This window comes from Alterinioella sp. (assembly GCF_058343375.1).
This window is the reverse complement of sequence record NZ_JBTUJH010000106.1, coordinates 22,383-34,753: the sequence shown is the minus strand read 5'-3', so window position 1 is coordinate 34,753 and position 12,371 is coordinate 22,383. Positions and strand designations below refer to the sequence as shown.

At 62.6% G+C, this 12,371-nt stretch carries 10 protein-coding genes; 1 reads left to right on the top strand and 9 read right to left on the bottom strand.

The genetic code is table 11. The features are described 5' to 3' along the window. Nucleotides 1-27: 27 nt before the first annotated feature. The 8 genes from gap (ACW8PS_RS14365) to ACW8PS_RS14330 all read right to left on the bottom strand — a co-directional run bounded on the left by gap (ACW8PS_RS14365) (nt 28) and on the right by ACW8PS_RS14330 (nt 7,519). Nucleotides 28-1,029: a type I glyceraldehyde-3-phosphate dehydrogenase gene (gene gap / locus ACW8PS_RS14365; protein ID WP_491528184.1), complete on the bottom strand. Its 1,002-nt coding sequence runs from the start codon at nt 1,027-1,029 to the stop codon at nt 28-30. A gap of 296 nt (nt 1,030-1,325) precedes the next feature. After that, the gene (locus ACW8PS_RS14360) at nt 1,326-1,865 is read right to left on the bottom strand and encodes a cytochrome b/b6 domain-containing protein (RefSeq protein WP_491528183.1); all 540 of its coding nucleotides are present in this window, start codon (nt 1,863-1,865) and stop codon (nt 1,326-1,328) included. Between the two features lie 230 nt (nt 1,866-2,095). Next, nucleotides 2,096-2,239, bottom strand: a complete 144-nt coding sequence (locus ACW8PS_RS14355; protein WP_491528182.1) for a hypothetical protein — start codon at nt 2,237-2,239, stop codon at nt 2,096-2,098. A 129-nt stretch (nt 2,240-2,368) separates the two neighbouring features. Continuing rightward, nucleotides 2,369-3,373, bottom strand: coding sequence for a type I glyceraldehyde-3-phosphate dehydrogenase (gene gap, locus ACW8PS_RS14350; RefSeq protein WP_491528181.1), 1,005 nt, complete (start codon nt 3,371-3,373; stop codon nt 2,369-2,371). Between the two features lie 387 nt (nt 3,374-3,760). Continuing rightward, nucleotides 3,761-4,255 (bottom strand): 30S ribosomal protein S9, encoded by a 495-nt coding sequence (gene rpsI, locus ACW8PS_RS14345; protein ID WP_491528180.1) that lies wholly within the window; start codon nt 4,253-4,255, stop codon nt 3,761-3,763. A 2-nt stretch (nt 4,256-4,257) separates the two neighbouring features. Further along, nucleotides 4,258-4,719, bottom strand: coding sequence for a 50S ribosomal protein L13 (rplM, locus tag ACW8PS_RS14340; RefSeq protein WP_491528179.1), 462 nt, complete (start codon nt 4,717-4,719; stop codon nt 4,258-4,260). A 383-nt stretch (nt 4,720-5,102) separates the two neighbouring features. Beyond that, nucleotides 5,103-6,284, bottom strand: a complete 1,182-nt coding sequence (locus ACW8PS_RS14335; RefSeq protein ID WP_491528178.1) for an N-acetylmuramoyl-L-alanine amidase — start codon at nt 6,282-6,284, stop codon at nt 5,103-5,105. Nucleotides 6,285-6,373: 89 nt separating this feature from the next. Beyond that, nucleotides 6,374-7,519, bottom strand: a complete 1,146-nt coding sequence (locus ACW8PS_RS14330; protein WP_491528177.1) for a pyridoxal phosphate-dependent aminotransferase — start codon at nt 7,517-7,519, stop codon at nt 6,374-6,376. Between the two features lie 52 nt (nt 7,520-7,571). Here ACW8PS_RS14330 and ACW8PS_RS14325 point away from each other — a divergent pair, with 52 nt between their 5' ends. After that, nucleotides 7,572-8,900 (top strand): M48 family metalloprotease, encoded by a 1,329-nt coding sequence (locus ACW8PS_RS14325; protein WP_491528176.1) that lies wholly within the window; start codon nt 7,572-7,574, stop codon nt 8,898-8,900. Between the two features lie 109 nt (nt 8,901-9,009). Here the strand turns inward: ACW8PS_RS14325 and ACW8PS_RS14320 are convergent, their stop codons facing one another. Continuing rightward, nucleotides 9,010-11,754, bottom strand: a complete 2,745-nt coding sequence (locus tag ACW8PS_RS14320) for an Rne/Rng family ribonuclease (RefSeq protein WP_491528175.1) — start codon at nt 11,752-11,754, stop codon at nt 9,010-9,012. Nucleotides 11,755-12,371 lie beyond the last annotated feature (617 nt).

Sequence of the window (12,371 nt, the reverse complement as noted above, 5' to 3'; positions counted from 1 at the left end):
CGGCGGGCCGGGACGGCGGTGATCGCCTCAGAGATGTTTGCCCATTTCGACTGCCGTATCCAGCATCCGGCAGGAAAAACCCCATTCATTGTCATACCAGCTGAGCACACGCGCCATGCGGCCCTCCAGCACTTTGGTCTGATCGGTGGCAAAGCCCGAGCTGTGGGGGTCGTGGTTGTAATCCATCGATACCAGTTTGCGATCCGTCACGCCCAGGATACCTTTCAACGGGCCCGAGGCGGCAGCGGCGCGCATCAGATCGTTGATTTCCTCGGCGCTGGTGTCGCGGGCGGCCTCGAATGTCAGATCAACGGCCGAGACATTGGGCGTCGGCACCCGGATTGCGACGCCATCGAGCTTGCCCTGCAGCTCGGGCAGCACCAGGCCGACGGCGCGTGCCGCCCCGGTCGAGGTCGGGATCATGTTCATCGCCGCCGCGCGGGCGCGATACAGGTCGGAATGCATCGTATCCAGCGTCGGCTGATCACCGGTATAGGAATGGATCGTGGTCATGAAACCGCGCCTGATACCGATACCGTCATTCAGCACCTTGACCACAGGGGCCAGGCAATTGGTGGTGCAGGACGCGTTCGAGACGTGAATGTCATTTGCCGTCAGCTCGCCATGGTTCACGCCATAGACGATCGTCTTGTCCGCGCCCGAGGACGGGGCCGAAACCAGCACCCGGGACGCCCCGTTGTCCAGGTGCACCAGGGCCTTGTCGCCTTTGAAGATGCCGGTGCATTCCAGCACGATATCGACATCGCCCCAGGGCAGTTCAGCGGGATTGCGAATGGCGGTCACCGCAATGCGCCCACGCCCGGCATCGATCCAGCCCTCGCCATGCGTCACATTCGACGGAAACCGGCCATGCACCGAGTCGAATTGCAGCAGATGGGCATTGGTTTCCACCGGGCCCAGATCGTTGATCGCGATCACCTCAATATCGTCGCGGCCCTGTTCGACAAGCGCGCGCAGCACCAGGCGGCCGATCCGCCCGAACCCGTTAATAGCAACTTTCACACTCATATCGTATTCCTCGCATCCCGGTGGAAGGCTCCGTCGAGCCAGTATGTTAACGCTAACAGCGCTGGTTTACGCCAATTTCGGCGAAGATGAAACCTGCTACCGGTGCCCTGCGGCATCAAAACCAGAACGCCACCCATTCGACAGGGCGCAGCACCTGGCAGCCAGGAATGATACAAGGTTAGCTGACGAGATCGCGAAAATCGACCGCAAACGGCCACACGAAGACGGCCGCGCCAAGTTCAGGCGCGGCCCGATCGCGGCCCTTCACAGGGTTACCACCCCGGCAGATCTGCCACCTACTCCACGATCGTGGTTTTGGCAGGGACGGTCTTGACGCCGGTCACCATCGCGCGCGGCAGGTTGACGCCGGTGCGGACGCTTTCCCAGATCACCGCAACAATATGGACCACCACAGAAATCTCGGCCCAAATGACCAAAGCCTCATGGGCTTCCTCGACCCACTCCGCATCGGAATACCCGCTGATCGTCAGCATGTAGCCGGTGACAGAAATCGCCAGCAGGGTGACAATGATGTTCCAGATCATCAGCGCGCCAAGCGGTGAGTGGCCCAGATGCACGCGCCGCCGGCCTGCGGCCATGTCCGAGATCTGCCCCCTGATGCTGCCGAGCGTCGGCACGAAACTGGAAAACCGGGCATAGCGCGACCCGGCAAAGCCCCAGACAAGTCGAAACACCAGCAAACCCAGAATGATATAACCGACCACCTGATGGGCGCTGCCGTCATCTTCCAGAAACAGGGCATTGGCGACAAATCCCGCCACCAGAGCCCAGTGAAAGACCCGCAGCAACGGATCCCAAATATTGTATTTTTTCATAGGCCTTGCCCTCCTTTGGTTGATCATTGCAGGGGCTTCGTCCGAGGACAATCCATGTCGGCCTTGGCCCAGCATATCGGCCAAGCATGGCACCAAACCGGACCTGTCGGGAATAGACCGAAAGTTGGCGATGCCGCGACTATGCCGGAGGTTTATATGGCTCAACCCCGGTTTATCCGGTCGGCACTCTTGAAGCGTAAAAAGGTAAGCGCCATCCGACCCAAATATCCTTAGCGCCAGAAGGCCACCCATTCGATCAGGCGCAGCACGTGGCGGCCGAGAACAATGTGCAGATCCCAGTCAAAAAAGAACAGATCGGCGGCAAATATGCCCGCAATTATCAGCGCAAGCCAGAAGGCGATGGTGTTGGTCATGGGGCGCGGTCCCGGAGGGCTGTCGCGGGCAGCATGGCGCAGGCCGGGTCCGCACGCAAGATGGCTGCGCGACCGGCTGGATCACAGCGGCCCCCGCCCACCATGGTGCTGGCCGGTATCCGGGGCAAATCAGCCCTGCAAGCGCCCCATCGTGGCGGCGACATCGGCCATGCGGGCGGAAAACCCCCATTCATTGTCATACCAGGCCAGCACCCGCACGGTGCGCCCGCCCACAACCTTGGTCTGGGCGGGCGCAAAGATGGAGCTTTGCACCGTGTGGTTGAAGTCGATCGAAACCTTGGGCTCGGGATCATAGGCCATCACCATTCCCATATGTCCGGCGCAGGCTTCGCGCACCACCTCGTTGACATCCGCCACAGTCACACTGCGCCCCGCTTCAAATGTCAGGTCGACAGCCGAAACATTATGCGTCGGCACCCGCATCGCGGTTCCATCCAGCTTGCCCTTGAGGTTCGGCAGCACTTCGCCAATCGCTTTTGCCGCCCCGGTCGAGGTCGGGATCATCGCCATGGCGGCGGCGCGGGCGCGATACAGATCGTCATGGCGCCGGTCCAGCGTCGGCTGGTCGCCGGTATAGCTGTGGATCGTCGTCATGATGCCGCGCTCAATGCCGATGGCCTCATCCAGAACTTTCGCCAGCGGGGCCAGGCAATTGGTGGTGCAGGAGCTGTTCGAGACCATGATGTCCGCTCCGGTCAGGGACCGGTGGTTGACACCATAGACGATGGTTTTCTGCACATTCTTTGCCGGGGCCGAGATCAGCACCGATTTTGCGCCCTGATCCAGATGCACCGCCGCCTTGTCGCCATCGTTGAACTTGCCGGTGCATTCCAGCACAACATCGCAGCCCGACCAGTCCAGCTCACGCGGGTCATAGGTCGAAAACATCTTCATCGGTCCGCGGCCCAGATCCATGGTATCGCCATCGGTGGTGATGGTGCCGGCAAACCGGCCATGCACGGAATCATAGCGCAACAGATGCGCCGAGGTCTCGATCGGACCGGTGGCATTGATCTTGACGACCGAGACATCATTGCGCGCGCTTTCGGCAATATGGGCCAGCGTGCAGCGGCCGATACGGCCAAATCCGTTGATCCCGACAGTGACGGTCATGGCTATGCTCCTTATCCTCTTGGAGCAGGCTTATAGGCGGGGCGTTCCGGAGTGAGAACCCGGAAAACTGATATGTCGCAATATGTTAGCGGTAAACCCGACATTTAGCGCCGGACAGGTGCCACCGCGTTGCCGCAATGCAGCAGGCTGGCCAGCCATTTGCCATCCTGCCTGCGCGGGCACCATGCTGCCCAGACGATTCCCCCCTGCCCCTTGCCCATCTTCTTCTTTGCAAAAATACTCAATTGCACCGTCAGATAGCCGGAGCCAAACGAACGATGTCTGCGATGGCCGCGCCGGGCGATGCCGCAGGCAGCGCAATTTCCCTGCAACGAAAAAGGGCCGCCCAAAATAGGGCAGCCCTTGCTCGTCTGGTCTCTGGAAAGCTTAACGCTTGGAGAACTGGAAGCTCTTGCGCGCTTTTGCCCGACCAAATTTCTTGCGTTCCACGACGCGGCTGTCACGGGTCAGGAAACCCGCCGCTTTCAGCGCGCCACGCAAAGACGGCTCATAGCGCTGCAAGGCCACGGAGATGCCATGCTTGACGGCACCGGCCTGCCCCGACAGACCGCCACCCTTGACGGTGGCCATCACGTCGAACTCGCCTTCGCGCCCTGCAACAGTGAAGGGCTGGCGCAGGATCATCTGCAACACGGGCCGTGCGAAATACACGGACATGTCCTTGCCATTCACGATCACTTTACCAGACCCCGGTTTGATCCAGACGCGGGCAACCGCATCTTTCCGTTTGCCGGTGGCATAGGATCGGCCAAGCGCGTCGCGGATCTGTTCGCGCGGCTCGCCCATATTCAGAACGACGGGTGCGCTATCATCACCAGCCACGGCTTTCAGCTCATCGAGTGAGGAAATAGTCTCGGCCATGATCATGCGCTCCGGGTGTTTTTCGGGTTCATGGATGCGACATCCAGAACGGTGGGCGATTGGGCTTCATGCGGGTGCTCGGCCCCTGCATAAACGCGCAGGTTGGTCATCTGCTGGCGGCTGAGCGGCCCGCCGGGCAGCATCCGCTTGACGGCCTGTGTCAGCACGCGTTCAGGATATTTGCCTTCCAGAATCTGGCCGGTGGTGCGGGATTTGATGCCGCCCGGATAGCCGGTATGCCAGTAATTGGGCTTGTTGCGCTTGTTGCCCGTCACCTGCACCTTTTCGGCGTTGATGACGATGACATTGTCGCCCATATCCATATGGGGCGTGAAGGACGGCTTGTGCTTACCGCGCAGCCGCATGGCGATGATCGAGGCCAGACGCCCCAGAACCACGCCTTCGGCGTCGATCAGGATCCAGTCTTTGTCGATATCCGCCGGCGTGGCAGAGAAGGTCTTCATCTCAGGCTTCCTTGGGCTGCCGGGCCAGGGTGGCACCGGGACATCAGAAAAAAAGCAGAGGGCGCAGGCCCTCCGTCGATATGCGTGTTCTACCCTATTGTTGGCCGAGGTCAAGGGTATCGAATTTAAGTTATTTGTTGAAATTCAATCAGTTACAAAAGAGGTATTATTTTACCCCATAAATCATGCACTGATTTGTTCAGGTGAATTGTCCGGAAGACGCGGCCTCACCGCCGCGAAAACCGCAAAGCTCGCTTGACCGTTCACAGGCAGACGCACGGCAAAACGCAGCGCTGCCCAGTCACCCGAATTTGCACGATGCAAACGTGCCGGGCCGGATCACGGCCCCGACCAACAGAAAAATCGCCCCCCCCGGCCCCGCGTCAGCGCCGCAGCAGGGCGGAAATCGCGGCATCCTCAAGTGCCCAGTTCAGCAACGCGTCGCGGATGCCTTCATGCACGCGGGCACGCCAGTCAGGGTTTCGCAGATTCTCCAGATCGTCGGAATCGGACAGGAAGCCAAGCTCCAGCAGGATCGACGGGATATCGGCGGCCTTGAGCACGGAAAACCCGGCCTGGAGACGGGGCTGATTATAAAGCGTGGCCCCGGCGGCGGTCAGCCCCGCCACCAAATGATCGGCCAAAGCGCTTGATCGCGGCGCGGTTTCCAGCCGCGCCAGGTCGATCAGCACCCCGGCCACCTCATCATCATTGCCCGCCAGATCGACACCCGCCAGCAGATCGGCGCGGTCATGCGCTTCGGCCAGAGCGGCAGAGGCGGCATCGCTGGCGGTATCGGACAGGGTGTAGACGGTGGCCCCGCGCGCCCGGCCCTCGGTCAGCGCATCGGCATGCAGCGACACGAAGACATCGGCCCCGGCCCCACGCGCGATGGTCACGCGTTCCGGCAGCGACACGAACCAATCGCCCTCGCGGGTCAGCACCACATCGAACCGCCCCGTGCGCAACAGCACTTCACGCAATTCCAGCGCAAAGACCAGCATCAGTTCGGCCTCATCCATGCCATCGCGCTGCGCGCCGGGATCGACGCCGCCATGACCCGGATCCAGCGCCACCATGATCAGATCCGTGCCAGGTGGCGGCGCGGGCGCGGCCAGCACAGGTTCGGGCGGCAAACCGGCCGCGGCCGGCGCACCGGCATTGGCGGCGAATGTGGCGCGGTCAACCGGGTCAAGGCGCAGCCGAACCAGGGCCGAGCCATCGCCGGCTTCGGTTTCCATCCCGGCCTCGACCACCGCCATCGGCGCGGCCAGCGTCAAAACCATGCGCGACCACCCGGCCCCGGCCCCGCCCGTTGCCACCGATGAAATCGCGTTTGACTCGTCGATCGCCTCCGCCAGATCGCCCCAGGCCACTTCGCGGAAATCAATCACCACCCGGTCCGGGTCCTGCAATGTGAACACCCGGAAGGGCACGGCCTGGGTCAGCGCCAGCAGCAATTCCGCCCCATCGCCCTGATCAATCAGGTGGCTTTCAGAGGCTTCGACCCGCGCCATGGCGCGAAAATCCTGCGCCAGCGCGGGCAGGGAAAAAAAGAGTGTCAAAGTAAGTGCCAGACCTGCCCGGATCATCGGTCTTCCGCCGAAATTGAGATCGCCGGATGCTAGCAGGTTGCGGGTCAAAGCCCAAGCCATCAGCGCGCGGCCATGAAGCGTTGCAGCCGCGCCAGCCCTTCCTCGATATCAGCCGTGGCGCGGGCATAGGAAAACCGCAGCGTGCTGTGGCCGCGAACGGGATCGAAATCGAGACCGGGCGTGACCGAAACGCCTGCTTTTTCGAGAATTTCCGCTGCAAAGGCGAGGCTGTCATCAGTATGGTCCGAGGCATCGGCATAGACATAGAATGCGCCATCCGCCGGGGCCACCTTGTCGAATCCGGCCCGCGCCAGCCCGGCCAGCATCAGTTCCCGATTGGCGGCATAGGTTTCGCGGTGCCGGTCCAGCTCGGCCCGGCCCTCAGGCGACAGCGCCCCAAGCGCGGCGACCTGGGCGGCATGCGGCGGACAGATGAACATGTTCTGCGCCAGCCTCTCAACCACGCGGATATGAGCCTCGGGCACCACCATCCAGCCCAACCGCCAGCCGGTCATGGAGAAATATTTTGAAAAGGAATTGATGACATAAAGGTCATCGGAAATTTCCAGCGCCGAAACCGCCGGGCCATCATATTGCAGCCCGTGGTAAATTTCGTCTGAAATCAACGATATGCCGCGCGCCGCGCAGGTCTCGACCAGCGCCGTCATGGCATCCCGGTCCAGCATGGTGCCCGACGGGTTGGCCGGGGACGCCACGACAAGCCCCGCCAGATCATCGCTCAGATCACCCGCAACCGGCTGGAACCGGGTCGCGGCGGTGGTCTGAAACCCGACCGGATCAAGGCTGAGGGCGCGCAGGATCTGGCGGTAGCTCGGGTAGCAGGGTTCGCCCAGGCCGACCTTGTCCCCGGCATCAAAAAGCGCCGTGAACGCCAGCAGAAACGCGCCCGAGGCCCCGGCGGTCACCACCACCCGGGCCGGATCAAGATCGATGCCATACCATTCGTCATAAACTGCGGCGATTGCGGCACGCAGATCGGGGCGGCCAAGGGCGACGGTATAGCCAAGCGGCCCGGCCTCCATTTCTGCCGCCAGGCGCGCCCGCGCCGCCTTTGGGGCACCGGTGCCGGGCTGGCCCACTTCCATGTGGATGATGTGGCGGCCAGCCTCTTCGGCGGCCCGCGCGGCCTCCATCACATCCATCACGATAAAGGCATCGACCTCGGACCGTCTTGAAACGCGCATCGCCTTCTCCTTAACCTGAGGCCACATGAACCAGCCCGCGAAGGACAGGTCAATGATGCAATTTGCCCGGGCTTTTCTGGCCTGGTTTGTGATGATGAGCGGGGCCGCGACGGCGCAGGCCATCCTCCGTGACGCCGAGATCGAACAGGCGCTTCGCGCCGTGGCCGCCCCCATCCTGCAGGCGGCGGGCCTGCCCGCATCGCTGCGTATCATCGTCGTCGATGACAGGTCGCTGAATGCGTTCATTGTCGATTCGCGCAACATTTTCATCCATTCGGGCCTGATCATGCAGCTTGAGGACCCCGCCGCCCTGCAAGCCGTCATCGCCCATGAGGCCGCCCATATCGCCAACGGCCATTACACCAGGCGCGCGGCCAATATCGGTCAGGCAAACACGGTGGCCCGGCTTGGCCTGCTATTGGGGCTGGCGGCGGCCGTGGCGGCGGATAATCCGGGCGCGGGGCTTGGCGTGGCTGTGGGCACGGCCAGTTCGGCGCAGCGCGCGCTTTTTGCCCATAGTCGCGCCGAAGAGGCCAGCGCCGATGCGGCCGGTTTGCGCTATATGATCGCGGCCGGTGCCGACCCTTCCGCGATGCTGGACGTGCTGGAAATTTTCCGCGGTCAGGAGGCGCTCTCGGCCGGGCGGCAGGATCCTTATCTGCGCACCCACCCGCTGACCCGGGACCGGCTGCGATCCATCCGGGCCCTGGTCGCGGGGGCAGGCCAGCCGGAACCCGATGCCACCACGCTTTACTGGTATCAACGCATGATCGCCAAGCTGACCGCCTTTCAGCGCGCACCAGGCTGGACCCTGCGCCGTGTGGAGCGCAATGACAGCTCCGAGATTGCCCGCCTGCGCCGCGCCATCGCCTATCACCGGTTGCCCGATACCGGCCGCGCCATGGCCGAGATTGACGCATTGCTGCAGATGCGCCCGAATGATCCCTATTATCAGGAATTGCGCGGTCAGATCCTGTTCGGGGCGCGCAATTACCGGGGGGCCGTGCAGGCCTATGGGCGCGCCGTGGCGATGGCCCCGCGCAATGCGCTGATCCTGGCCGGCTATGGCCGGGCGCTCTTGGCCGCCGATACCGCGTCGGGCAACCGCGAGGCGTTGAGCGTGCTGACCCGCGCCCGCGCCCGCGACCCGTTCGATCCACGCATGTTGCGGGATCTGGCGCTGGCCCATGCCCGTCTTGGCCAGCCCGGGCTGGCGGCAACCGCGACCGCCGAACGCTACGCCCTGATCGGGCGGTTTGACGATGCGCAAGACCTGGCCACGCGCGCCATCGACCTGCTGCCACATGGCAGCCCGGGATGGCTGCGGGCACAGGATGTGCTGGACGTCTCGGAAACCGCTCTGAGCAGGCGGGGCCGGTGAAACGCAAGCCCCGGCCGCGCGCCTGACGTGAGCGTGTCGCGTTCTCGAACCAAAAAACGCCCCCGACCGGAAATCAGGGGCGTTTTTTATCTGTCTGATTTTGCTGCCGTCAGCCGATTGACCACCAGCCGCGTTTCTTGGGGCGGTCCGGCTCATTGGGTGCCGGGGCTTCCTCGACCAGGGCCGGTTCGCGCTCCGGTTCGGGTTCGGGCTCTGGTTCGGGCTCCGGGTCCGGCGTGACCACCTCGGCGGGGGCGTCCACAATCGGCGCGGCTTGCTCCGTAGCGACGACAACCTCCTCGACGGGCGCATCCTCGGCCGGAACAGCCTCCTGCGCAACCGGGGCGGCAACTTCTGGCACCCCGGCAGGGGCCGGATCGGCGGTCTGTTCCGCAGAGGCAGAGCCGTCGTTGGCCGTGACCTCTGCGGGCGCTTCGGCCTCAACCACAACAGGCTTTTTCCGCGCCCGGCTGGCCCGTTTGCGTTTCGGCCTGGGGGCAATCTCGGCCACGGGCTCAGGGGCCGGTTCCGTCGCAATATCGGCCTCGGCAGGGGCGGCCGTATCGGCATCTGTTTCCGATGCCGGGGTCAGTGTTTCCGATGCCGGGGCCGCCTCTTTCCGGGTCTCGGAATTGCTATCGGATTCAGCAGCGCCGTTTCCATCCACAGCCGTGCCTTCGGGTTTGCGACGACCACGCCCGCCACGCCTGCGACGACGCTTTTTGCGGGGCGCATCCTCTTCGCTGCCGTCAGCAGCGACAATGGCTGCGGGCGAATCCACAACCGATGCGGCTTCTGCCTCGGCCTCTTCGGTCTCTGCCTCGATGCTGTCCATCAAGGCGCTGTCCATCGAAATCACCGGGGCCGCGGCCTGCACACGGCGGGTCGCTGTCTTGAATTTCTCGACCTTGTAATCGGGCGAGACCAGCATCGGATCGGCCTCGATCCGGATCGAGATACCATAGCGCGCCTCGATCGCCGCCAGATATTCACGCTTGGAATTCATGATGAAATTGACGATGCCGACGGGGGCCGTCAGCAGCACTTCGCGGGACCGGCGGCGGGTGCCTTCCTCTTCCAGCTGGCGCAGGATGGACAGCGCCAGACTGTCATCGGAACGCACCAGACCGGTGCCGTGGCAGGCATGGCAGGGCTGCGTCGTCGCCTCCAGCATGCCGGGGCGCAGGCGCTGGCGGCTCATCTCCATCAGGCCAAAGCCCGAGATACGACCCACCTGAATGCGGGCACGATCCGATTTCAGCTTTTCCTTCAGGCGCTTTTCGACAGCGGCATTATTGCGCCGCTCATCCATGTCGATATAGTCGATCACAATGAGGCCGGCCAGGTCACGCAGACGCAACTGGCGCGCCACTTCATCGGACGCTTCCAGATTGGTCTTGGTCGCGGTCTCCTCGATCGAGCCTTCCTTGGTGGACCGGCCCGAGTTCACGTCAATGGCAATCAGCGCCTCGGTGACACCGATCACGATGTAGCCACCCGATTTCAGCTGCACGACCGGGTTGAACATGTCCGCCAGATACCCCTCGACCTGATGACGCGCGAAAAGCGGCATCGGATCGGTGTAATGCTTCACGTTCTTGGCATGCGACGGCATGATCATCTTCATGAAGTCCTTGGCATGCCGATAGCCGGCCTCGCCTTCGACCAGCACCTCGTCAATCTCGCGATTATAGAGATCGCGGATCGAACGGTGAATAAGGTCGCCTTCCTGATAGACAGGGGCAGGCGCGTTGGATTTCAGCGTCAGATCGCGGATCTGTTCCCATTGCCGTTGCAGATATTCATAGTCGCGCTTGATCTCGGATTTGGTGCGCTTGGCCCCGGCGGTGCGCACAATCAGCCCCGCGCCCTGCGGCACATCAAGCGCGGTGGCAATCTCCTTGAGCTTCTTGCGGTCGGGCGCATTGGTGATCTTGCGGCTGATGCCACCGCCACGCGCGGTATTGGGCATCAGCACGCAATAGCGACCGGCAAGGCTGAGATAGGTTGTCAGCGCGGCCCCCTTGTTGCCGCGTTCTTCCTTGACGACCTGCACCAGCATGACCTGGCGAACTTTTATGACTTCCTGGATCTTGTAGCGGCGCGGGCGGGGTTTGCGCACAGGCCGGATATCTTCCTGATCGTCATCATCGGCGACGGTCGAGATATCGGGGTCTTCGGGCTGATCGGGTGCAGTGTCGGTTTCCTCTGCGGTGTCGTCCTGTCCCGGCTCTGCGGCCTTATCAGTAGCTGTTTCGGCAACCTTGGACGTCGCCTCGGCGGTGATGCCCTCCGCCTCAACCGCGGCGCTTGCCTCGGCAGCCTCATCGGCAGGGCCAACATCAGCGGCATCGGTTACCAAAGCCGGTGAATCGGCCTCTGCCGCAAGATCGACCACATCCATCGAACCGGGCATGCTGACAGGAGCGTCGCCCTGAACCGATCCGGTTGCAACTGCATCGCCATTGCTGTCCGCTGCCTGCGTGTCAGCCGGTTTCTTGCGCCGGCGACGCCCGCGTTTCGGCTTGGCTTCAGCCTCGGCCTCGGCTTCCGCCTGGGCGCGCGCATATTCCAGTTCCTCGGCCAGCAGTGCCTCGCGATCGGCTGTGGGGATCTGGTAATAGTCGGGGTGAATTTCCGAGAAAGCCAGGAACCCGTGGCGATTGCCGCCGTAATCTATAAAGGCCGCCTGCAACGACGGTTCGACCCGCGTCACTTTTGCCAGATAGATGTTTCCCGCCAATTGCCGCTTGTTCAGCGACTCAAAGTCAAATTCCTCGACCTTATTTCCGTCGGCCACGACAACGCGGGTCTCTTCCGCATGTGTGGCGTCGATAAGCATTTTCTTTGCCATGTTTTCCTTGCGCATGACCCTGAAATGGAACGCCCCGGGGGGGCACCGTCAGCAAGGCCATGATATCCTGAAAAGGCGATGTGCGGAGCGTAGGGACGCAAGGCGCGGGCAATTGCCCTGCCGTGCCGAACCTCAAATCTGCGCTCGCGTTGCATCGCGGTTTATCTCCGATGACAGGTCTGGCCCGCCATCCGTTCGTCAGCCTCCGATTACGGAAGCAATGCTGTTGGGGTCATGATTGGGACCCACGTGACCTTTCCGATATCCGCGCGGCATCAGTCGTTTGCGCGCCAGAAGTCGGTCAGAGAAACTGTTTTTCGCGGCGAAGTTTCTCACTTTGCACCGCTAAGGTGACATTAAGGGCAGTTTCGCACCGATTACAATGGCAATTCGCTTAACGAATGGCGCAAATACCGCTGACCCCACGGACACGGGGCGGGCGTGTCCGGGGGCCTTGCCCCCGTCGCCAGAGGCGACTCCCCCAGGATATTTGGATGCGCAAAGAAGGCCATTATGGTTAATGCGTGAAACATTAACCATAGGGTAACCCCGGTGATGGTAGCATCTTTGCACGGTACAGGCTGGGAAGCCGATGACCGTGCGCGAAGAAGGCCCCT